We start from the raw sequence: 22,492 nt of genomic DNA on the forward strand, positions 1-22,492 counted from the left end.
TGAACCGGAACAAGGGACACCGGGGGAACGTCCCGGCCGGCGCACGACGAGGAGCATGCCCATGCTGCGTGCCATCTGGAACGGCACCGTCATCGCGGAAGCGGAGCGCACGGTGGTCGTCGAGGGCAACCACTACTTCCCGCCCGAGGCGCTGCGCCGCGCGTACTTCACCGAGAGCCGTTCCCGGTCTCTGTGCTTCTGGAAGGGGCTCGCCCGGTACTACGACGTCACCGTCGACGGGCGGACCATGCCGGACGCGGCCTGGTACTACCCCCGCCCCAGCCCCTTCGCCCGCCGGATCAAAGGTCATGTCGCGTTCGGGTGGGGCGTGCGGGTCGAGGGCGAGCCCGGCCCTGCGGCGTGAGCGGCCGCCGCGCCGCCACCGGCCGACCCGCCCCCCGCTGCCCCGGTGATCGCCGACCCGGGTGCCCGCCGATCCGTGCCGGTGCCGCCCGCCGCCGCCCTGTGTCGGCGCCGGCCGCCGTACACCCTCCGCTGACCCGCCGCTGACCCGCCGCCGGCGGCGGTGCGCACACGTCCGGGGGATCCCCGCGCCGCGCTGCCGCTTCGGTGAGCGCGCTTACAGATCCCGGCGGCGCCGTCGGCATAGCGTGCGGAGCATGGTGTTGCGGCTCGTGCTGGGCGCGCTGTTCGTCGCGATGGCGGCCGGGCAGCTCGCTTCCCTTCGGCAGATGCCCGGAATCCTGGCCGAGTACGGACTGGTCGCCGGTCCGGCGGCGGCCGTGCTCGCCGTGGCACTGATCGTGGGCGAGCTGGTGTGCGGTGTGTGGTTCCTGGCTCGCCCGCGGTCCCGCGCGCTCGCACCGGTGCTGGTGTTCACCGGCGTCGCGGTGGTGTGGGCTCTGCTGGCCGTCCAGGCGTTCGCCCGCGGACTCACGGTGGCGAACTGCGGCTGCTTCGGCATCTACCTCGTCCAGCGCCTGAGCTGGTTCGTCCTCGTCCAGGACGCGCTGCTGCTGCTCTACGCCGGTGTGCTGCTCCGCACGGCCCTCGGGACCGCGCCCGCGACCGCCGCACCGCCCGCGGCGGCCTCCGGCGGCGGGGCCGGAACCGGAGCCGGATCCGGGGCCGGGACGCCCGACCGACAAGACCCTTCCGAGTGAGGAGCCGGCCATGCCCCAGCCGTCCCGTGCATCCGCGCCCCGGCGCAAGGCGGACCGCGACGAGGTGTTCGTGGAGTTCACCAAGTCGATCTGCCCCGTGTGCAAGACGCCCGTCGACGCACAGGTCAACATCCGCGAGAGCAAGGTCTACCTGCGCAAGCGATGCCGCGACCACGGCGAGTTCGAGGCCCTGGTCTACGGTGACGCGGAGGAGTACCTCGGCTCGGGGCGGTTCAACAAGCCCGGCACCATCCCGCTGGCCTTCCAGACCGAGGTCAAGGACGGCTGCCCGCTGGACTGCGGGCTGTGCCCGGACCACAAGCAGCACGCCTGCCTGGGCATCATCGAGGTCAACACCGGCTGCAACCTGGACTGCCCGATCTGCTTCGCCGACTCCGGACACCACGGCGACGGCTACTCCATCACCCACGAGCAGTGCGCGCGGATGCTCGACGCCTTCGTGGCATCCGAGGGCGAGGCGGAGGTGGTGATGTTCTCCGGCGGGGAGCCCACCATCCACAAGCACATCCTCGACTTCATCGACCTGGCCCAGGCCCGCCCCATCGCGTGCGTCAACCTCAACACCAACGGCATCCGGCTCGCCACCGACCGGGACTTCGTCGCCAGGCTCGGCGAACGCAACCGGACCCCGGGCCGGTCGGTGAACGTCTACCTCCAGTTCGACGGCTTCGACGAGCGCACCCACCTGGAGATCCGGGGCCGCGACCTGCGCTCGTTCAAGCGGCGGGCCCTGGACAACTGCGCCGAGGCCGGACTCACCGTCACCCTCGTCGCCGCCGTCGAGCGCGGCCTGAACGAGCACGAGCTCGGGGCCGTCGTCGAGTACGGCATCGACCATCCCGCCGTGCGCTCCGTGGCCTTTCAGCCGGTCACCCACTCCGGCCGGCACGTCGAGTTCGACCCGCTGGACCGGCTCACCAACCCCGACGTCATCCGGCTGATCACCGAGCAGCGCCCGGACTGGTTCCGCAAGGGCGACTTCTTCCCCGTCCCCTGCTGCTTCCCCACCTGCCGCTCCATCACCTACCTGATCGTCGACGGCGAACCGGGCGACCGCACCGTCGTGCCGATCCCGAGGCTGCTGAACGTGGAGGACCATCTCGACTACGTCACCAACCGCGTGATGCCCGACACCGGCATCCGCGAGGCCCTGGAGAAGCTGTGGTCGGCCTCCGCGTTCATGGGCACGGCGACGACCGAGGAGAAGCTGCGGGCCGCCGCCGAGGCGCTGGACTGCGCGGACAGCTGCGGCATCGACCTGCCCCGGGCCGTGAAGCAGCTCGACGACAAGGCGTTCATGATCGTCGTACAGGACTTCCAGGACCCCTACACCCTCAACGTCAAGCAGCTGATGAAGTGCTGCGTCGAGGAGATCACCCCCGACGGGCGCCTCATCCCGTTCTGCGCGTACAACTCCGTCGGCTACCGCGAGCAGGTGCGCGCCGAGATGTCCGGGGTGCCCGTCGCCCAGGTCGTCCCCAACGCCCTGCCGCTCGCCCCCCGGCTCACCACGACCCCGTACGGCTCGAAGACCGTCCCCACCGCCGCCCAGGAGCAGCCGTGAACAGCGAAGAGATCAAGAGCTGCTGCGCCGACGCCTACTCCAGGGACGTCGTCGCCCTGCTGCTCGGCGACTCCTACCACCCCGGCGGCACCGCCCTGACCCGCCGCCTCGCCGACACGCTGGGGCTCGCCCGCGACGGCCGCGTGCTGGACGTGGCCTCCGGCCGGGGCACCACCGCGCTGCTGCTCGCCGGCGTCTACGGCGTACGGGTGGACGGCGTCGACTACTCCGCCGCCAACACCGCCCTCGCCCAGGGAGCGGCCCAGGCGGCCGGATTCGCCGAGCGGACCGGGTTCGTCACCGGCGACGCCGAGAACCTGCCGTACGACGACGGCGTGTTCGACGTGGTGGTGTGCGAGTGCGCCCTGTGCACCTTCCCCGACAAGGCCCGGGCGGCCGCCGAGTTCGCCCGGGTACTGCGCCCCGGGGGCCGGGTCGGCATCACCGACGTCACCGCCGCCCCGGACCGGCTCCCGCCCGAACTCAGGAGCGTCGGCGCCCGGATCGCCTGCGTCGCCGACGCCCGCCCGCTGACCGCGTACGCCGCCGTCCTGGCGGGCGCAGGCCTGCGCACCGTCACCACCGAGCGCCACGACGCCGCCATGCTCCGCATGATCGACCAGATCGAGGCCCGGCTGAACCTGCTGCGCATCACCTCGCCCGCCAGGCTCGCGGACGCGGGCGTCGACCCGGGCGCGGCCCCCGCCGTGCTGGGGGCGGCGCGCACCGCCGTGGCCGACGGCGCCCTCGGCTACGCCCTGCTGACCGCCGTGAAACCGGCCCCGTGAAACCGGCGCATGGAACCGGCGCATGGAACCGGTCCCGTGACACCGGTCCCGTGACACCGGTCCATGGCACCGACCCTGTGAAGCCGGCCCTGTGAAACCGGCCCCGTGAAACCGACACCGTGTACCGGCCCCCGGCGCCGAGCTACCACCGGGTACGTAAGCGGCCTCACATACCCGCCCCCGGTGCCGCCCATAGCGTGGATCGCCAGAGACACACACCACTCCCACATGAGGGGGCGCTCACCATGGCAGCCACCACGCACGTATCCCCGAGTACGGCCGTCATCCCGGTCCACGCGGTGTGGGGAGCCGCGGCCGGTCTGGTCGGCGGGGTCGGAATGGGCATCTGGATGTCGGTGTCGCGGCCGATGGCGGACACCGCGATGATCACCATGGTCGCCGGGCTCCTCGGCTCGACCAACGCCTTCGTCGGCTGGATCGTGCACCTGGCCATCGCGCTCTTCGCCGGTGGCGTCTTCGGCGTGCTGGCCGGGCAGTACGCCCGGCGCCTCGCCGCCGGTGCCGTCCTCGGGCTGGCCTACGGCGTGCTGTGGTGGTTCGTCGGCGCACTGTGGATCATGCCCGCCAACATGGGCATGCCGGTCTTCGAGTGGAACGCCGTCACCGCCTCCAGCCTCGGTGCCCATCTGGTCTTCGGGCTGCTCGCCGGTCTGACCTACGCCGCGATCGCCCAGGCCGCGAGCGACCGGGACACAGGTCCGGCCGTCCGATGAACCCTGCACCGTCCGCGCCGGCCCCGCGCCCCGATGGCCCAGGGCCGGGCGCCGCGCCGCGTCGGTCACGCGACGACGGCATCGCGGTGTCCTACTGTCTGGCCGACAGCGCCGACGCGCTGGCCGGCCCGGCGTGGGGCGCCGCGCCCCCGCCCTGGGCCCCGGGACGACGGGAGGAGACGCACACGATGACCCACGCCTACACGGACGGCGACGCGGGCGGGCAGGGGACGTGGTGCATGGCCGAAGTGGACATCTTCTGCGACCTGTCGGAGCAGGAGATGGCCGCCATCGCGGAGGCGGCGCCGATGAAGACCTACGGCGCGGGCGAGATCCTCCACTCGCCGGACCAGCCCAGCGAGGTGCTGTTCATCCTCAAGAAGGGCCGGGTGCGGGTGTTCCGGGTGTCCGCCGACGGGCGGGCGCTGACCACCGCGATCATCACCCCGGGCACCATCTTCGGGGAGATGGTCCTGCTCGGGCAGCACATGTACGACAACTACGCCGAGGCCTTGGACGACGTCATCGTCTGCGTGATGAGCCGCGCCGACGTGAACCGGCTGCTGCTGTCCGACGCCCGTATCGCGGCCCGTATCACCGCGATCCTGGGACGCCGCCTGGCCGAGCTGGAACAGCGCCTGTCCGACAGCGTCTTCAAGACCGTAGCCCAGCGCATCGCCACCACCCTGGGCACTCTCACCGCCGCCCAGCCCCCCGCCGGTCCGCTGCGTCCCGTGGGGCGCCACCCGCAGATCGCGCTCACCCACGAGCAGATCGCCGCTCTCGCGGGGACCTCGCGGGAGACCTGCACCAAGGTGCTCCACGACTACGCGGACCAGGGGATGATCCGCCTCGCCCGCGGGCGTATCACCGTCCTCGACGCCGCCCGGCTCAGGGACGCCGGGGGCTGACGCCCGCGAGCCGCCGCGCTGCCGTCGCCGTCACGGGCCGGGCGGTCACCGGACCGGGCCTTCGCGGTGCCGGGCCTCCGCCGGTCCGGTCCCGCACCGGACCGGGCGGTCGCCGGACCCGGCCGTCACGGGCCGGGCGGTCACCGGACCGGGCCTTCGCGGTGCCGGGCCTCCGCCGGTCCGGTCCCGCACCGGACCGGACCGGGCGGTCGCCGGACCCGGCCGTCACGGGCCGGGCGACCGCCGGACCCGGCCGCCACCGACACCGCCGTCATCGAACCGTAAGGACCGCACTCCGCCCGCGCCGGTCCGGTGGGACCTACAGTCGCACCGGAACCGAGCCGAGTACCCGACAGGAGTCCGCCATGCGCGCCCGCACCCTCCTCCCCGCCGCCCTGGCCGCCACGCTGCTCACGGTCGCCGGATGCGGTGCCGAAGGCGGCTCCCCGGGCGGCTCCGGCCCGGGTGGCGACACCGGGGCGGTGCCTTCGGCGGAGCCGTCACCGGCCCCGCCCCCCGCGTCGGACGGCGGTGACACCGGCGGCGGCGCCGATGCGCCCGAGGCGCTGAGGTTCACCGGCACCACCGTGGACGGCGAGCCGTTCGACGCGAAGACCCTCGCGGGCAAGCCGACCGTGCTGTGGTTCTGGGCGCCCTGGTGCCCCAAGTGCAGGGCGCAGGCGGCCGAGACGGCCAGGGTCGCGGCCGAGTACACCGGCAAGGCCAACGTGGTCGGTGTGGCGGGTCTGGACGGGAACGCCGCCATGAAGGACTTCGTCGCCGACACGAAGACGGCGGGCTTCCCCCACCTGTCCGACGAGGCCGGCGACGTGTGGAAGCGGTTCGAGGTCACCGAGCAGAGCCACTACGTCATCCTCGACAAGAACGGCAAGACCGTCTACGAGGGCGTCCTGCCCGGCGGCGACGGACTGGCCGAGAAGGTCGCCGGACTCACCGGCTGAACCGCGATGCCCGATCTGCCCCTCGCCCTCGCGCTCACCGCGGGCATGCTCGCCGCCGTCAACCCGTGCGGCTTCGCCCTGCTCCCCGCCTACCTGTCCCTCCTCGTCCTCGGCGACGACAGCCCCAGCCGGGCCGTCGCCATCGGCCGGGCCCTGACCGCGACCGCCGCCATGACCGCCGGATTCGCCGCCCTCTTCGGGATCTTCGGACTGGCCGTGCAGCCCGTCGCCGGTCAGGTGCAGCAGCATCTGCCCTGGTTCACCATCGCCTTCGGGCTCCTCATGGCGGGTGCCGGGGCCTGGCTGCTCGCGGGCCGCCGGCTGCCCTCCCCGGCGCCCAAGGTCCGCCGGGCGCCCGGCCTCACCCGCTCCGTGCCCTCCATGGCACTGTTCGGGATGGCGTACGCGGCGGCCTCCCTGGGCTGCACCATCGCCCCGTTCCTCGCGATCGTGGTGTCCGCCGTCCGCAGCGGCTCCACCGGCGAGGGGGTCGCCCTCTTCGTCGCCTACGCCGCCGGCATGGGCCTGATCGTCGGAGCCGCCTCCCTCACCGTCGCCCTCACCCGCACCACCGCCGTCACGCGGCTGCGCCGCCTCGGCGCCGCCGCCCCCCGCCTCGGCGGCGCGCTGCTGCTCCTCGTGGGCGCGTATGTGGCGTACTACGGCTGGTACGAGATCCGGGTCCAGCGCGACCCCGCCACCCGGGATCCGGTCATCGACGCCGCGGGCGCCCTCCAGCGCACCATCGCCGACGCCCTGGACACGGTGGGCCCCGCGGGCGTCGCCGCCCTGTTCGCGGCCCTGCTGGTCACGGCGGTGGCGCTGGCCCGGTTGCGGCGGGCCCGTCGCCCGCGCGCCCGGGCGACGGCCGCGCCGCCCGCACCTCGGTGACCGAGCGCGACACCCTCGACGACTACGCCTCCCACCTGCTCTCCCTGGTGGACCTGGCGACGATCCGCCCGCTGAGGGTGGTCGTGGACGCGGGCAACGGCATGGGCGGCCACACCGTGCCGAAGGTCTTCGCGTCCCTGCCGGTCGAGCTCATCCCGATGTACTTCGAACTGGACGGTACGTTCCCCAACCACGAAGCCAACCCCCTCGACCCCAAGAACCTCGTGGACCTCCAGAAGCGGGTACGGGAGGAGGGCGTGGACCTCGGCCATCTCGCCGCGCCTCGGCCCGCCCCGCGGCGCAGCCGCGTCGCCAGGGCCGGCCGGCGGAAACCCGATGGCCGTGGCCGGGGTGGGGCGATGGCCGTGGCCGGGGCGGCCGGGGCGAGAATGCCGCTGTGAAGCATGCATCGAACGACGTGAACGAGGCGGTCGCGGGCGAGCTGCGGCTCATGGACCCCCGCGTGCGGGCGTCGCGGTCCCTCGCCGGAGAACTGCTGGACCCCGAGTTCGTCGAGGTCGGTGCTTCAGGCCGGCGCTGGACCCGCGAGGAGATGCTCGCCGCGCTGCCGGACATGGCGTGCGGTTCCGAGGAAGGCCCCCGGTACCGGCCGTCGGACATCACGGGGGCGGTTCTGGCGCCCGGGGTGGTGCACCTGACGTACGAGACCTCGCTCGACGGCCGGCGGGCACGCCGCAGCTCGCTCTGGCGCGACCGGAGCGACGGTACCGGCTGGCGGATGTACTACCACCAGGCCACCCCCGTCCCGCAGTAGACCGCACGGCGGCGCGGCCCGGGACGGGTTCCCCGGTGGGGCCCGGTGCCGGGCACGGGTTCCCCGGTGGGGGCACGGTGCCGCGCCCGGGTCCGGGCGAGCCGGCCGGAGTCGCTTCCGGTCTCGGCGGGGCCGCCCCGAAGGCGCGTCCGCGCGGCGTCCGGGGACGCCGGGGACCCGCGCCGCCGCGCCTTCCCGGGGCGGGGGACGGCGGCGGGGCCGGTCGGTCAGCTCGCCGCCCCGGCGCCCCGGCGGGGGAGCTTCCAGCCGGGGCGCGGGAAGTGGCAGGTGTACCCGTCCGGGTAGCGCTCCAGGTAGTCCTGGTGCTCCGGCTCCGCCTCCCAGAAGTCGCCCAGCGGCTCCACCTCGGTCACCACCGGACCCGGCCACAGGCCGCTCGCCTCGACGTCGGCGATGGTGTCGACCGCGATCCGCCGCTGCTCCTCGTCCGCGTAGTAGATCGCCGAGCGGTAGCTCCGGCCGATGTCGTTGCCCTGGCGGTCCCTGGTGGTCGGGTCGTGGATCTGGAAGAAGAACGCCAGCAGATCGCGGTAGCCGGTCGCCTCGGGGTCGTACACCACCTCGATCGCCTCGGCGTGGTCCCCGTGGTTCCGGTACGTCGCGTCGGGGGTGTCGCCGCCGGTGTAGCCGACTCGGGTCGCCAGCACGCCCGGCTGCCTGCGGATGAGGTCCTGCATGCCCCAGAAGCAGCCGCCCGCCAGAACGGCCTTCTCGGTTCGGGAAGTCATGTCCCATGTCCTTTCTGTCCGGACCCCAGTCTCCCGCAGCGTTCCGCACCGTTCCGCCCCGCACTGCCCTGCACTGCCCTGCACTGCCCTGCACTGCCCTGCACCGGGCCGCACCGGGCCGGGCTGGGCGGAACGGAACGGTGCGGGAGGCCCCGGGGATCCGCGGCGCATGGTGTCGCCGCGCGGCGGCGGGTTCGCCTGGATGGGAGCGGTTCAGGGAGATCGACTCGAACAGTTCATGAACTGAAGTCGCCGAGCTGGCCAAATCCGGCCCCACTCGCACGGGTTGGGGGCAGACTTGTCTCCATGCATTCAACTTCTGAATTAGAAGCTTCGATGTTGCGGACGGCCGCTTCAGTTGTCGGTGCGGCGGTGCTGTCGGTGCTGACGGGGCTGACGGTCTTGACGGTGCTGACGGTGCTGACGGCGGCCGGTGCGGCCCAGGCAGCGCCGGCGGCCGGAGGAGACGAGCCCGCGCCCGAGTGCGTCCACTACGCGGCGACCTGGCGCTACACCCACGTGACCAACGCCTGCGACACCGCGTACCGGTTGACGGTGGAGTACACCGACGGCACCGGAGTGCCCTGTCGCGAGGCCCAGCCGGGCGCGACGGTCACCTTCCCCGGGTACGGCCCCGGCGGCAACGGCGTCGTGCGGGTCCGGCTGTGCCCGCCACCCCACTGATCCCGCCCGCGCCCGCGCCCGCGCCCCGCCTGGGCCCGCGCCCCGGCCAGGTCCGCCCGCCGGGGAGGGTGCTACGGTTGCGCCGGATGGACACACGATTCCGCGTGGGCGAGGTCATCGTCCGCCGAGAGATGCTCGACGGACTCGAGTGGCTGGTCCACCCCGTGCGGGTCGCGGGTGACGACGAGCACGCCCTCGCCGTGTACCTGGCCCGGGGCACGCCCCTCACCTTCGGCCACGGCGACTTCCGCTGGGGCCCGCACCCCTGGCGGGCGCTCGCGCCCGAATGGCAGTCGGGCGGCGTGCTCCAACTCCAGCGCCCGGGCGACGGCTACGCGGTGTGGGGCCGCTGGGACGGGGACGGACTACGCGAGTGGTACGTCAACTTCCAGGCTCCGTTCATCCGTACGGAGCGCGGGTTCGACACGCTCGACCACGAACTGGACCTCATCATTCCCGGCGACGGCTCCCCGTACCGCTGGAAGGACGTCGAGGCCTTCGAGGAGCGGGTGCGCACCGGCGGCTTCACGGCGGAGGAGGCGGCCGGTGTGCGGGCGGCCGCCTCTCGGGTCGCCGATCTCGTCGAACGCGGTGAGTGCTGGTGGGAGCGGTGGCGGGAGTGGGCGCCGCCCGCCGGGTGGGAGGTCCCCGCGGCCGTCGCCCTGACGGCGCAAGGCGGCGGCGCGCCGGGCGCGGGCTGAGGCCCGCCGCGGCCCACCGCGGCCGCCCTTCTCGGCACCGACCGAAGCGGACCCCTGCGCGGTGCGGCAGCCGGTACCGGTATCGCCCCCGCCCCGGCAGCGAGTACCGGCCCGCCCCGGGCCGGGGCGGGCCCGACGGCCGGCCCCGCGGGGACCGGTGTGCGGCGCAAGCCCCGGGACCGGGGCGTCGCGGGCTCGCGTTGCGCACGCCACCCGGGGGCGGCAGCATGGTGAGGCGGCCCGCGGCACGGGCCCCCGCCGGTGAGCCGGCGGCGACCGCCGGAACCCCCGGCGTGCAGGCGATGCGGCGATTCCCCCAGATCAGCCGGACGGACCCCGGGACCGGCTGAGCGGGCGCCTCGGGCGCCACGGAAGTCCGAGCGACTCCACCACGAGACCGATCAGCGTTCTTGCACGAGACGGATCTGCCACTCGGGTACACCGGCGGCGTCGCCGAGGCGGCCGACACGGGCCGCGGCGCGGTAGCACCGCGCCGGGCGCCGTCCGGTACGGCGGCCATGTCGGACCGGCACTGCACCGAACAACGACGTGTCCGTTCACTCATCGCTCCGGACGAAGCTGGGAGTGAGCCATGACCACTGGGACCGCGTTGCACTGGATCGACGGAACCTGGGTCGGTCCAGGAGAGCGGGACGGCGCCGAAGCCCGTCCGGCACCGGGGGAGCAGAGGTCCGACGGGCGCGAGATGGCGGCGCGGGCGCTCGCCGCCGCCCGGCGGGCCTTCGGCGAGACGCGCTGGAAGGACGACCGGCACCTGCGCGCCAGGACCCTGCACGAGATGGCCGACCTGTTCGCCGCGCGCCGGGGGCAGTTGACCGACGCGCTGGCCCAGGTGGACGGAAGCAGGCGGCGCGCGCGCTTCGAGGCGGAGACGGTGCCGTCGCGGCTGCGGTACTTCGCCTCGCTCGTACGCACCGAGCACGGCCGCGCCCTGGAAGCGGCCTCGGGACAGTGCTCCCTTGTCCTGCGGCGCCCCCGCGGCGTCGCGGGAATCGTCGTGCCGCGCCGGTCACCGGTCGTCCTGCTCATCTGCTCCCTGGCCCCGGCCCTGGCGGCCGGTACGACCAGCGTGGTGCGGATGCCGAGCCAGACGGCCCGCGTCAACGCCCTGGTCTTCGGGATCTTCTCCGAGACCGAGTCGCTGCCCCGTGGCGTCGTGAACGGTTTCACGGAGGAGGACGGCGCGGGCGCCCGGTATCTGGTCGCCGCCGCCGATGTGCCGTGCGCCCTCGACGGGGCCGCCCGGGAAGCGTCGGTGATGGACGACTTCGTCGACTGCGAACGGGTGACGATCACTCCGGGAACGATCCAGCGCTAGCGGGCGCCGGCGGGCGCTCGCGCCGTTCCGCACCATGCCCGTACGCCCGTACGCCCGTACGCCCGTACGCCCGTACGCCCGTACGCCCGTACGCCCGTGGACCCGTGCAGCCGGAAGCCCACTCGCGCGTCCGCACGCCGGGCCCGTCGTCAGCGGGGCGGAGTTCGGCTTGCCTCGCAGAGGTCGAGCAGCGTGGCGACGAACGTGTCGCGCGCCAGAGGGACCTTGTAGGCGTTCCCCGGTACGGTGCGTGCCGCGGCCAGCTCCGCGGAGGCCGCGGCGGCGAACGAGTCCGCCGTCGCGGGAGCACCGCGCAGGGCGGCCTCGGCCCTGGTCGCGCGCCACGGTTTGGGCGCGACCCCTCCGAACGCGACACGCACGTCGCGGACCGTGCCGCCGTCCAGGTCGAGCACCGCGGCGACCGAGACCAGCGCGAAGGCGAACGAGGCCCGATCCCGCACCTTGCGGTAGCGCGAGCGGGTCCCCGGTGGCAGCGGCGGCAACTGGACCGCCGTGATGAGCTCGCCGTGTTCCAGCCGAGTGTCCCGCTCCGGCGCGTCGCCGGGAAGCCGGTGCAGCCGGGTCAGCGGCACCCTGCGGGGGCCCGAGGGGCCCACCGTCAGGACGACGGCGTCCACGGCGGACAACGCGACCGCCACGTCGGAGGGGTGCACCGCCACACACTGCTCCGAGACTCCGAGGACCGCGCTGTCGGCCGTGACACCGCTCAGCGCCGAACAGCCCGAGCCGGGCTGCCTCTTGTTGCAGGGGGTGTCCGGGTCCTGGAAGTACGCGCAGCGGGTGCGCTGCATCAGATTCCCGCCCATGGTGGCGGCGTTGCGCAACTGGGGCGATGCGCCCGACACCAGCGCCTGGGAGACCACGGGGTAGCACTCGCGCACCGCCGGGTGAGCCGCCAGGTCGGCGTTGCGTACCGTCGCCCCGATGTGCAGGCCCCCGCCGGGAAGCTCCTCGACGGAGTCCAGCGGCAGTCCGGTGACGTCCACCAGCACCTGGGGCCGGGCGATCCCCAGTCTCAGGTGCTCGACCAGGTTCGTCCCGCCGGCCAGGAACACCGCGCCCGGGCGGGTCGCGACGAGCGCGACGGCTTCCTCGGCCGTCGCGGGGCGCTCGTAGGCGAAGGGCCGCATCATCCGCCTCCGCGGTCGTGGGCGGCGCCCGGGACGGCCGGTCCCGGCGAGGGGCGCGAGCGGCCGGCCGGTGAACCACGGCGTCCACCGTGCTCATGGCGTTCATCGTGATCGCGGCGCTCACATCGCTCACGGCGAGGACGGTGCCGACGGCGCTCACCGTGCCCACCGTGGCCCGGCCCGGTCACGGCTGCTCCGGCGACCGCGACGGCGGGGCCTCCGGGGGCGCCCCCGGAGGCCCCGCTCGCACCCCCGGACCCATCACCTCCACCAGCCGCCGGGGACTCAGCGGCAGCTCACGGAACCGGTGCCCGGTGGCGTGGTGCACCGCGTTGGCGATCGCGGCCGCCGTGCCGACGATGCCGATCTCGCCGACTCCCTTCGCTCCCATGGGGCTCGTGTGGAAGTCCTCCTCGTCGACGCAGACGGCTTCGACGTGGGGGACGTCCGCGTACGTCGCGACGCGGTAGGCGGCGAGGTCCCGGGTGAGGAAGTGACCGTGAGCGGGGTCCATGACGCCTTCCTCGCAGAGGGCCATGGACACGCCCATGACCATGCCGCCGATCAACTGCGAACGCACGGTGGCCGGGTTGATGACCCGGCCCACGGCGAAGACGCCGAGGAGGCGGGGCACCCGTACCTCCCTGGTGGCCCTGTCCACGGTGACCTCCGCGAACTGCGCACCGAAGGCGTGCTGTGAGAAGGCGCGCGGCGGGGCGAGTTCGTCGGAGGTGTCCCAGGACACCTCGACGCCGCCGGGCGGCACGTCGCCGCCGCGCCGCCCGATCTCGGTGCGCAGCGCCTCGCACGCCCGCACCACCGCCGTGCCCCAGGAGGTCGTCCCGCTGGAGCGCCCGGCCCAGCTCGCCGACGGGTAGGCGCTGTCGCCGAGTTCCGCGGTGACGCGGTCCGGCGGCACCCGGAGGGTGTCGGCGGCGATCTGCGCCAGCACCGTCCGGGCTCCCGTGCCGACGTCCGCCGCCGCGATGCGCACCACATAGCGGCCGTGCGGGTCGGCGTGCACGGTCGCCCGCGAGGGGAACCGGTACTGCGGAAACGTCGACGCGGCGACGCCCAGGCCCACCAGTTGCCGCCGGTCGCTGCGCCGCGCCCGCAGCCGGTCCCGCTCGGCCCACCCGAAGCGCTCCGCGCCCAGGCGCAGGCAGGCGGCCAGGTTCCGGGAGCTGAAGGGCCGTCCGCTGTGGGGGTCGACGGGCGTGTCGTTGCGCAGCCGGAGTTCGACGGGGTCGAGGGCGCACGCCTCGGCGAGTTCGTCCATCGCCGACTCCAGCGCGAACATCCCCGGGCACTCGCCGGGCGCCCGCAGCCACGTGGGGGACGGGACGTGCAGGCGCGCCCGCCGGTGGCTGGTCATCCGGTGGGGCGCCGCGTACATGGTGCGGGTGGGCGCGGCCGAGCACTCGGAGAAGTCCCTGATCATGGACGTCTGTTCGAACGCCGCATGGGACACGGCCACCAGACGGCCGTCCGTCCCGGCCCCGAGGCGGATCCGCTGGATGGTCGGCGTCCGGTACCCGACGACGGCGCTGAGCTGCTCCCGGCTGAGGGCGGTGACGACCGGCCGCCGTACGACACGGGCCGCCAGAGCGGCCAGGACCACCTGGGCGCGCGGCGCCGCCTTCGAGCCGAAACCCGCGCCGATGTGATGGGCGACGACCCGCACCCGGTCGGGCCTGATCCCGAACAGGCGGGCCAGGACGTCACGTGTTCCCGACGGCCCCTGCGTGGTGTCGTGGACGGTCAGGAACCCGTCGTTCCAGTACGCCAGCGACGCGTGCGGCTCCAGCACATGGTGGTGGTACGGCGGCGTGCGGTACACCGCGTCCACGCGTACGTCGGAGCACGGCAGCGCGGCTTCCGGGTCGCCGTGCACGCAGTCGGTGGGGAACCACGGGCCGTGCTCAGGAGGCGGGTGCAGCGAGGGGCCCTCCGTGGCCAGATGGACCTCGTGCGGGCGGGCGGCGTACTCGACGCCGACGCGGAGCGCTGCCTCCCGGGCGAGGAGCGGGGACTCGGCGACGACCGCCGCGACGAACTGCCCCCGGTAGGCGATGCCGGGGGACTGGAACAGGGAGAGTTCCCCGTCGCCCGTCCTGCGCAGGCGCGGGCAGTTGGCGAAGTAGATCACGGCCGTCACACCGGGCAGGGCCAGGGCCCGCTGGGGACGGACCGCCCGAACCCGACCGTGGGCGACCGTCGCCGGGACCACCGCGACATACGCCGCCCTCGGCATCCTCACGTCACCCGTGTAGCGCGCACGGCCGGTGACCTTCTCCCCGGCCTCCCGCCGTGGCACGGAGACACCGGCGGAGCGTTCGCCCGGGGTCGGGGTCGGGGTCGGGGCTGGGGGCGGGGCGGCGGTGCTCCCGGGCGATACGGGCAGCCCGTCCCGGGCGGCCGGTGGCGCCCCACCGCCGGTGGATCCCTGCTCGGGTCCCTGCTCGGGTCCCTGCCCGGGTCCGGTCCGCCGCATGCGCGTCATCGCAGTGTGTCCCGGATCGCCGCCACGATGTTCTGGTAGGCGCCGCACCGGCAGAGGTTGCCGCTCATGCGCTCCCGGATCTCCGCGTCGGTGAGCTCGGGGGCACCGGTGGGCCCGTCCGTCACGGCGCTCGGCCAGCCGTGCGCGGCCTCGTCCAGCATTCCGGCCGCCGAGCACAGCTGCCCGGGTGTGCAGAACCCGCACTGAAGGGCGTCGTGTGCCATGAAGGCCCGTTGCAGAGGGTGGAGTTCCGCCGTGGAAAGGCCCTCGACCGTCACCACGCCGACGGCGTCGCAGGTCACGGCCAGTCTCAGGCAGCTGTAGACGCGCCGGCCGTCGACCAGCACGGTGCAGCAGCCGCACTGCCCCCGGTCGCAGCCGGCCTTCGCACCGGTCAGGCCGAGCCGGTCACGCAGCACGTCCAGCAGCGACATCCTGGTGTCGATCGTGAGCTGCCGGGCCTCGCCGTTGACGTACAGGGCGAGCTCCACGAGGACCGGCGGGTCGACGTCGGGCCCCGGGAGCGTCTGCGCGTGTGCCATCGGCGGGCTCCGGATGCGATTGTGCCCGGGGTGGTGCGGTCCGGTGCGGCCACGGGTCGCGGGCCACGGACCCCGGTGCTCGGCCCCCTGCGGTACCTCCGCCCTCCCGCTTCGCACACTATCCCCGAACCACCCCCGGCGCATCGGAGTGCACCGGACCGCTGAACCGCCGGTCGCCGACCGCGACGTGGCCGAACCCGAACCCGAACCCGCACGGCGCCGACCGCCTCCCACCCGCCCCGGCGGGCACGGAGCCACCGACGGTCACCGGACGTACCGGAGCCACCGCATGGCCACCGCATGGCCACCGCATGGCCACCGCAGCCACCAGCAGTACCGCACCCACCGCACCCACCGGAGGCCCCCCAGTCACCGGAGCCGGCGGAGGTGCATGGCGACCCGGCCCGTGCTGTGATGGGCCGGTGAGGCGTTCCCGTGCGTTCGATCAGCGGCAACGCATGACGATGGCGCTGGCGTGCGTCACCACCTCCGTCCTCTTCTCCAGCGCCCCGAGCATCACACTGGCCCTGCCGACCATCCAGCGCGATCTCGATGCCACCGCGTCCACCCTGCGCTGGATCGTGATCGCGGCGCAGCTCCCGCTCTGCTGCCTGGCGGCGGCCTCGGGACGCCTCGCCGACCTGCTGGGATACCGGACGGTGCTCCGCTCCGCCCTGCTCTGCTTCGCCGTCGCCTCCGCCTTCTGCGCCGTGGGGCCCACCGGCCACTGGCTGATCGCCGGGCGGGTCCTCCAAGGGGTCGCCGTGGCCCTGGCCGCTCCGCTGGGAATCGCCCTGCTGGCCAGGGAGATCCCCCTGCGCATGCGCGGGTGGGCCCTCGGCACGCTCGCTCTGTCGATCACCCTGACCAGTACGACGGCTCCGTACCTCGTCGCGGCGCTGACCGACTTCGCCGACTGGCGCTGGGGCTTCGGCGTCTACACGGCGGCGGGGCTCGTCCTGCTCGTCCTCGCCGGACGCGAGCGCTACGGGACGGGCCGGACGGCGGTTCCCATGGACTGGAAGGGACTGCTCACCCTGACGGGCGGACTCACCCTGGTCGTGGTCTCGCTGGAGAGAGTGGCGGCCTGGGGGCACCGGGACCTTCCGGCCCTGCTGCTGCTCCTCGCCGGCGCGGCCCTTCTGCTGCTGTTCGCCCTCGTCGAGCGGGCGACGGCCGATCCGCTCATCGACCTCGGGATGTGCCGGCGCCCCAATGTGATCGCCGCCGGCGCCGGCCTGGCGCTCACCCAGTGGGCGAGCCTCGCGCTGTCGATCTACCTCAGCCTCTATCTGCAGCAGGTGCTCGGCTACAGCGCCCTGCAGGCCGGACTGGTCGCCCTGCCCGGAGCCCTGGGGCCGCTGCTGCTGCCCCGCCTGGTGGGACGGCTGCACGACTACGCACCCAACTGGTGGACCGTCGTCGGCGGAGCGCTTCTGGGCGCGGTGTCCCTCATGCTGGTCGCCCTGGCCGTCGACCGGGGCCACCTCGTGACGCTGATGCTGGCGCTGCTCGCCTTCGGCTTCGCGACGCCCCTGGTCTACACACCGGCCAACAGCTTCGCCATGTCCGCCGTGCCCACCGCCGCCTACGGGCTGATCGGCGGCTTCACCACGACGGCCCGCCAGCTGGGCGGGGTCCTGGGCCTGGCCGTCTCCGGGATGTTCTTCGCCCAGGTGCAGGCGGGCGCGCTCACCCGCCTCACCCGTACCGAGGGGCTCGGTTCGGTGCAGCAGCACGACCTGGACAGCCTGGTCGCCGACGGCGAGCGGGGCCGCCGGCTGCTGGACTCGCTGTCCCCGCCGTCGGCGCAGGCCGTGCTCGACACCGCGAGCGGGGCCTACACCGCGGGGTTCCTCACCGTTCTCCTGGTCAACGCGGGGCTGCTCGCCCTCGGCAGCGCGAGCATGCTGGTGGCTCTCCGCCACCGGATGAGCGGCCTGACCGGGGAAGCGGGCCGCCCCGGCTGACCGGGGGGCGCCGGCACGGGGCTGCCGAGAGGCGCCGGACAGGTGCCGGTCGGTTCCGGACGGGCTCCGGACAGGACGCGGGCTCCGGCCCGGCTCCGGACAGTTTCGGACGGCCTCCGGACCTGCTCCGGACAGGACGCGCGGCCTCCGGGCCGGCTCCGGACGGGACGCGGTCTCCGGGGGTGGCCGGGAGCGCCGGGAAGCTCACTCCCGCACCCGCGCGATGAGCAGCGCCACGTCGTCCTCCACGGTGCCCCGCCGCAGCGAGCCCAGCAGGCGGTCGCACGTCTCCTCCAGCCCCGCGGCCGGGCCCGCCATGAGGGTGAGCAGCACATGCAGCCGGGTGTCGATGTCCTGGTCACGGGTCTCCACCAGGCCGTCGGTGTAGAGGACGAGGGTGTCCCCGGGGCACAGGGAGAAGTCGACCGAGCGGAACTCCACCCCGCCGACGCCCAGCGGCACCCCGGTCGGCAGGTCGAGCAGCACCGGCGCCTCACCGGGCCGCAGCAGCACCGGCGGCAGGTGCCCGGCCGTGGAGACGCACACCCGGTGCCGGTGGGGGTCGTACAGCGCGTACAGGCACGTCGCGATGTACGGCTCCAGCCCGGCGGTGATCGAGTCCAGGTGCCGCAGCACCTCCTCGGGCCCGAGACCCAGGGAGGCGAGGGTCTGGGTGGCGGTGCGCAGCCGCCCCATGGCCGTCGCCGCGTTGATCCCGCTGCCCATCACATCGCCCACCACCAGCGCGGTCTTGCCGTCGGTGAGGGGGAGGATGTCGAACCAGTCGCCGCCGACCTCGCTGACCGCTCCCGCGGGCTGGTAGCGGGAGGCGACCTCCAGCCCGACCAGGTTCGGCGGATGCCGCGGCAGCAGACTGCGCTGGAGGGCGAGCGCCGCGTCGCGCTGCTGCTGGTACCAGCGGGCGTTGTCGATGCACACCGCCGCCCGGCTGGCGAGCTCCCCGGCCAGCAGCACGTCGTCGGAGTCGAACGGCACCGGGTTGCGGAACCGCTTGAGGTCGAGCGCACCCAGCACCTCCCCGCGGGCGATCAGCGGCACCGCCAGGTACGAGTGCACCCCTGCCGCCGCCAGCAGCACCGACGCCGCCGCGTCCCGCGCGATCCGCGGCAGGTCCTCGCTCTCGACGTGCGGCACCACGATCGGCTCGCCGGTCCGTACGCACTGGGTGACCAGCCGGTCGGCGTCGTAGCGGGTGAGCTCGCCCGGCGGATCCGCAGCCTGCACCGCGACGGTCGGGTGCGCCGCCGACACGGCGAGCGCGCGGAACACCGCCGTGCCGTCGGCCCGCACCGCCTCGCGCCGCCCCTCCACCGCCGAGTCCAGCACGTCCACCGCGGCGATGTCGGCGAGCTCCGGCACGGCCACGTCGGCCAGCTCCCTGGCGGTCTCCCACAGGTCCAGGGTGGTGCCGATCCGCATCGACGCGTCGGCGACCAGGGCGAGCCGGTGCCGGGCCCGTTCCGCCTCCCTGGCGGCGTGGTGCCGGTCCGTCACGTCCACCACGGACACCGCGACGCCGAGGATGCGGCCGCGAGGGTCCTCCAGCCGGTACAGGGACACCGACCAGGCGTGCTCGGTGTCCTGGTCGGACGGCGTACGCCCCACGACCTGGCGGTCCACCATGGGCGTGCCCGTCTCCAGTACCCGGCGCATGGCGGCCTCGAGCCGGGTGGCGTCCAGGAACGGCAGGGTCTCGCTCACCCGGCGGTTCACATGCTGCTCCGCCGGCAGCCCGCTGACGGCCGCCAGCGCCGGGTTGACCGTCACGCAGCGCAGATCGGGGTCGAGCACGGCGAGACCGATCGGCGACTGGTCCACCAGCCGCACCGACAGCGCCAGGTCCCGCTCCACCTGCCGCAGGGCCTCCTGGCTGGTGGACAGCCCCAGGGCGTAGAAGCCGCCGTGCCGGTCCTGCAGCCGCATGTTGCGGAACTCGAGCAGCCGGACCGCGCCGTCCTTGCGCCTGACCGGGAACACCCCGGCCCAGTTCTCACCGCTCTCCATCACGCTGGAGAACAGGTCGAGGACGGTCTCGAAGTGCTCCTCCTCGACCAGCAGCCGCAGCGCGTACTGCCCGAGCGCCTCCTGAGCCGTGTAGCCCAGCAGCTCCTCCGCCTGACGGCTCCACAGGGCGATCCGCCCCTCCGCGTCCAGCACCACCGGTGCCAGGCCGAGCACGTCGAGCAGCCCGCCGGGCGGGGCGGGGCCGGCCTCCACGCTCGGTACCAGGTCACCGGGGAACGCTTCGGTGCCACCCATCCGCAGCCGCTCCTCCCGCCACCGTCACAGGGCTTTTGTGCAGGTCATGCCCACCCCGCCGGAAACCCGGGCGCTCGCGCTCTCCATCGTCCCTCCGCGCCACGTTCCGTGCAGCTCCGGCCACGCCGGTCAGCGCAGCTCCGGCCACGCCGGTCAGCCGGGCAGCTCCTGCTCGGTCCAGACAGTCTTGCCCTCATGCATGTGTCGTGTACCCCATCGTGACGTCAGTTGTGCCACCAGCAGCAGTCCCCGGCCGCCCTCGTCGGTGCTGCGGGCCCGCCGCAGATGCGGCGAGGTGCTGCTGGGGTCGGAGACCTCGCAGATCAGCCGGTGCAGACGGATCAGCCGCAGGGTCACCGGGCCGCCCGCGTAGCGGTAGGCGTTGGTGACGAGTTCGCTCACCACCAGCTCCGTCGTGAAGACCATCTCCTCCAGACCCCATTCGGCGAGCTTTTGGGCGGTCAGCGCCCTGGCCCGGGCCGGAGTGGTCGGCTCGGCGGGCAGTACCCAGGTCGCGACCTGCTCGGACGCCAGGGTGCGGGTCCTGGCCAGCAGCAGCGCCACGTCGTCGGCGGGCCGCGCGGGCAGCAGCGTGTCCACCACCGACTGGGCCATGTCCTCCAGCGGACGGTCCGGGCCGCTCAGCGCCTCCGACAACCGGTCGAGACCGGCGTCGATGTCGTGCGCGTCGCCCTCGACGAGCCCGTTGGTGTAGAGGGCGAGCACGCTGTTCTCCGGCAGCTCCAGCTCCTCGGACTCGAACGGCAGCCCACCGAGGCCCAGCGGGGGCCCGGCGGGCAGCTCGGGCAGGCTCACCCGGCCGTCCGGCGCGACGAGCGCGGGCGGCGGATGGCCCGCGCGGGCCACGGAGCAGATCCGCGACACCGGGTCGTACACGGCGTACAGGCAGGTGGCGCCCACCACCTGCTCGCCGGGACCGCCGTCGTCGCCCTGCTCCTGCTCACCGGCCAGCCGCGTCACCAGGTCGTCGAGGTGGGACAGCACCTCGTCCGGTTCCAGGTCCAGATCGGCCAGGGTGTGCACCGCGGTGCGCAGCCGCCCCATCGTCGCCGCGGCGTTGATGCCGTGGCCGACGACGTCGCCGACGACCAGCGCCACCCGGGCCCCGGAGAGCGGGATCACGTCGAACCAGTCACCGCCCACCCCCGCGGAGCCGCCGGCCGGCAGATACCGGTGCGCGACGCGCACCGCCGGCTGCGAGGGCACCTCGCGCGGCAGCAGCCGGCGCTGCAGCGCGAGCGCCGTCCGGTGCTCCTGGGTGTACCGGCGGGCGTTGTCGATGGCGACGCCGGCGCGGGCCGCGAACTCGTTCGCCAGCGTCAGGTCGTCCTCCTCGAACGGCTCCGGGACGACGTACCGCCACAGGCAGACCAGCCCCAGCACCAGGCCCCGGGCGGTCAGCGGCACGACCATCATCGAGTGGACGCCCAGCGCACGCGCGTGCCCGGCCCGATCGGGGTCCAGGCCCAGCTCCGCTCCGTCGGTGTCCATGTGGGCCACCAGCACGGGGCGCCTGGTCACCAGGCACCGGGCCTGCGGCGAGTCCTTCGGGAACGACCTGAGCGTTCCCACCGGGTACATCACCCGCTCGGGGTACGGCGCGACCGACTTGAACGCGGCCCTGCGCAGCGGTCCGCCGCGCTCCGGGAACAGCGCCTCGCCGAGTCCGACCGCCGGCAGCAGGTCGACGGTCACGCAGTCGGCGATACCGGGCACGGCGACGTCCACCAGCTCCTGCGCCGTGGCCTCCACGTCCAGCGTGGTGCCGATGCGCTCGCTCGCCTCGTTCAGCATCGCCAGCCGGCGGCGGGCCCGGTGCCGGTCGGTGACGTCCTCCACCAGCTGCGTCACCCCGAGGGTGCGGCCGGCCGAGTCCTCCATCCGGAACGCCGACACCGCGACATAGCGCTCGGCCCCCGGCTCGGCGAGCAGCCGGCACGACTGCTCCGTGAAGATCATCGGCGTCCCGGTCTCCAGGACCTCGCTCAGCCGGGACTCGATCGTCCGGGCGTCCGCGGCCACCAGGAAGTCACCGATGCGCTGCCCCCGCGCCTGGTCGGAGGTGATGCCGCCGATGTGCGCTATCGGCCGGTTGACCCGCAGGATCGCCAGACTCGGGTCGTGCACCGACAGACCGATGGGGGAGCGGCGGAACAGTCCCTCCATGACCGAGCGGTCGATCTCCCACTGGGTGACCTCCTCCGCCGGGGCGCCCACCAGCAGCCACTCGTGCTCCCGGCCGGCCCGCGCCACCCGCGCGGCCCGGACGCCGAAACGGGACCTGCGGCCCTCCCGGTCGAGGACCGGGACCACCCCGAACCAGCCGCCGTCCCGTACGCATCCCGCCGCGGCCTCCCGCACGAGGCCGAGGTCGCGGACGTCGACGAGGAAGTCCACCGCGCGGCGGCCGAGTGCCTGCTCGTCGGTGAAGCCCAGGAGTTCGCGTCCACGCTCGCTCCAGCCGACCACCGATCCCCGCTCGTCCAGCACGACGGAGACGGCCCGCCCCAGCGAGAACGGGTCCTCCGGGCTCTCACTGATCAGGGTCACGGATCCGGTCATCACTCTCATGCTCCACCGGCTCCGACGGTTGCGCACGCCCCGTGGCCCGTCCGACACCGCCTCACCGGGCGGTTCCCGGTACGGCACCCACGGGCACGCCGCGGCGGACCGGCGCGGGCGCGACGGCGGACGGGGCCTCGGCGGGGCACGCCGACGTGCGGTCCCGACCGCACGCCGGCGCACCCTGGAGCCAGGGCGGCCGTCCGCCCGTGCAGTGTGC

General features: G+C 74.1%; 19 protein-coding genes and 1 pseudogene. 14 read left to right on the forward strand and 6 right to left on the reverse strand.

The window, feature by feature from the left end; genetic code table 11:
- Positions 1-61: 61 nt before the first annotated feature.
- The 10 genes and pseudogenes from DDW44_RS23970 (at position 62) to DDW44_RS24015 (ending at position 7,770) form a co-directional block, all read left to right on the forward strand.
- Positions 62-364 carry a DUF427 domain-containing protein gene (locus tag DDW44_RS23970; protein ID WP_017946644.1) on the forward strand — a complete coding sequence of 101 codons (303 nt, stop codon included), beginning with the start codon at positions 62-64 and terminating at the stop codon, positions 362-364.
- 256 nt (positions 365-620) lie between these two features.
- Positions 621-1,124, forward strand: coding sequence for a MauE/DoxX family redox-associated membrane protein (locus DDW44_RS23975; RefSeq protein WP_240800585.1), 504 nt, complete (start codon positions 621-623; stop codon positions 1,122-1,124).
- Between the two features lie 10 nt (positions 1,125-1,134).
- A complete protein-coding gene (locus tag DDW44_RS23980; protein WP_108907696.1) occupies positions 1,135-2,709 on the forward strand; it encodes a radical SAM protein in 1,575 nt (524 codons plus the stop codon).
- Positions 2,706-3,497, forward strand: coding sequence for a class I SAM-dependent methyltransferase (locus DDW44_RS23985; protein ID WP_108907697.1), 792 nt, complete (start codon positions 2,706-2,708; stop codon positions 3,495-3,497). Before DDW44_RS23980 ends, DDW44_RS23985 begins: the two co-directional genes overlap by 4 nt.
- 245 nt (positions 3,498-3,742) lie before the next feature.
- The gene (locus DDW44_RS23990; RefSeq protein WP_017946648.1) at positions 3,743-4,231 is read left to right on the forward strand and encodes a hypothetical protein; all 489 of its coding nucleotides are present in this window, start codon (positions 3,743-3,745) and stop codon (positions 4,229-4,231) included.
- A 188-nt stretch (positions 4,232-4,419) separates the two neighbouring features.
- The gene (locus DDW44_RS23995; protein WP_240800584.1) at positions 4,420-5,142 is read left to right on the forward strand and encodes a Crp/Fnr family transcriptional regulator; all 723 of its coding nucleotides are present in this window, start codon (positions 4,420-4,422) and stop codon (positions 5,140-5,142) included.
- A gap of 365 nt (positions 5,143-5,507) precedes the next feature.
- Positions 5,508-6,104, forward strand: a complete 597-nt coding sequence (locus DDW44_RS24000) for a redoxin domain-containing protein (protein ID WP_108907698.1) — start codon at positions 5,508-5,510, stop codon at positions 6,102-6,104.
- Between the two features lie 6 nt (positions 6,105-6,110).
- Positions 6,111-6,995 (forward strand): cytochrome c biogenesis CcdA family protein, encoded by an 885-nt coding sequence (locus tag DDW44_RS24005; RefSeq protein ID WP_108907699.1) that lies wholly within the window; start codon positions 6,111-6,113, stop codon positions 6,993-6,995.
- A pseudogene (gene manB / locus DDW44_RS24010) lies at positions 6,947-7,264 on the forward strand (phosphomannomutase/phosphoglucomutase); the annotation flags it as partial. The gene DDW44_RS24005 and the pseudogene manB, both read left to right, overlap by 49 nt.
- Before the next feature lie 128 nt (positions 7,265-7,392).
- Positions 7,393-7,770: a nuclear transport factor 2 family protein gene (locus DDW44_RS24015; RefSeq protein WP_108907700.1), complete on the forward strand. Its 378-nt coding sequence runs from the start codon at positions 7,393-7,395 to the stop codon at positions 7,768-7,770.
- Positions 7,771-7,997: 227 nt separating this feature from the next.
- Here DDW44_RS24015 and msrA read toward each other — a convergent pair whose 3' ends face one another.
- Positions 7,998-8,519 carry a peptide-methionine (S)-S-oxide reductase MsrA gene (gene msrA, locus DDW44_RS24020; protein WP_017946653.1) on the reverse strand — a complete coding sequence of 174 codons (522 nt, stop codon included), beginning with the start codon at positions 8,517-8,519 and terminating at the stop codon, positions 7,998-8,000.
- A gap of 336 nt (positions 8,520-8,855) precedes the next feature.
- Between msrA and DDW44_RS24025 the strand changes: the two genes are divergently transcribed.
- The 3 genes from DDW44_RS24025 to DDW44_RS24035 all read left to right on the forward strand — a co-directional run bounded on the left by DDW44_RS24025 (position 8,856) and on the right by DDW44_RS24035 (position 11,243).
- On the forward strand, positions 8,856-9,203 hold the full coding sequence (locus DDW44_RS24025; RefSeq protein ID WP_244224232.1) for an alpha-amylase: 348 nt from the start codon (positions 8,856-8,858) through the stop codon (positions 9,201-9,203).
- An 86-nt stretch (positions 9,204-9,289) separates the two neighbouring features.
- Entirely contained in the window at positions 9,290-9,904 is a 615-nt protein-coding gene (locus DDW44_RS24030) for a ribonuclease FAU-1 family protein (protein ID WP_244224096.1), read from the forward strand.
- 592 nt (positions 9,905-10,496) lie between these two features.
- Positions 10,497-11,243: an aldehyde dehydrogenase family protein gene (locus tag DDW44_RS24035; RefSeq protein WP_108907701.1), complete on the forward strand. Its 747-nt coding sequence runs from the start codon at positions 10,497-10,499 to the stop codon at positions 11,241-11,243.
- Between the two features lie 149 nt (positions 11,244-11,392).
- Here the strand turns inward: DDW44_RS24035 and DDW44_RS24040 are convergent, their stop codons facing one another.
- The 3 genes from DDW44_RS24040 to DDW44_RS24050 form a co-directional block, all read right to left on the reverse strand.
- Complete coding sequence (locus DDW44_RS24040) at positions 11,393-12,394, reverse strand: FAD binding domain-containing protein (RefSeq protein ID WP_108908928.1); 1,002 nt, start codon at positions 12,392-12,394, stop codon at positions 11,393-11,395.
- Between the two features lie 184 nt (positions 12,395-12,578).
- Positions 12,579-14,897, reverse strand: coding sequence for a xanthine dehydrogenase family protein molybdopterin-binding subunit (locus DDW44_RS24045; RefSeq protein ID WP_244224097.1), 2,319 nt, complete (start codon positions 14,895-14,897; stop codon positions 12,579-12,581).
- A complete protein-coding gene (locus tag DDW44_RS24050; RefSeq protein ID WP_017946658.1) occupies positions 14,894-15,439 on the reverse strand; it encodes a 2Fe-2S iron-sulfur cluster-binding protein in 546 nt (181 codons plus the stop codon). Before DDW44_RS24050 ends, DDW44_RS24045 begins: the two co-directional genes overlap by 4 nt.
- A gap of 422 nt (positions 15,440-15,861) precedes the next feature.
- Between DDW44_RS24050 and DDW44_RS24055 the strand changes: the two genes are divergently transcribed.
- On the forward strand, positions 15,862-17,409 hold the full coding sequence (locus tag DDW44_RS24055) for an MFS transporter (protein WP_244224098.1): 1,548 nt from the start codon (positions 15,862-15,864) through the stop codon (positions 17,407-17,409).
- A 204-nt stretch (positions 17,410-17,613) separates the two neighbouring features.
- Here the strand turns inward: DDW44_RS24055 and DDW44_RS24060 are convergent, their stop codons facing one another.
- The gene (locus DDW44_RS24060) at positions 17,614-19,689 is read right to left on the reverse strand and encodes a SpoIIE family protein phosphatase (protein ID WP_018888503.1); all 2,076 of its coding nucleotides are present in this window, start codon (positions 19,687-19,689) and stop codon (positions 17,614-17,616) included.
- Between the two features lie 153 nt (positions 19,690-19,842).
- A complete protein-coding gene (locus DDW44_RS24065) occupies positions 19,843-22,272 on the reverse strand; it encodes a SpoIIE family protein phosphatase (protein WP_108907703.1) in 2,430 nt (809 codons plus the stop codon).
- Positions 22,273-22,492: the final 220 nt, after the last annotated feature.

Source organism: Streptomyces tirandamycinicus (genome assembly GCF_003097515.1).
GTDB lineage: Bacteria > Actinomycetota > Actinomycetes > Streptomycetales > Streptomycetaceae > Streptomyces > Streptomyces tirandamycinicus.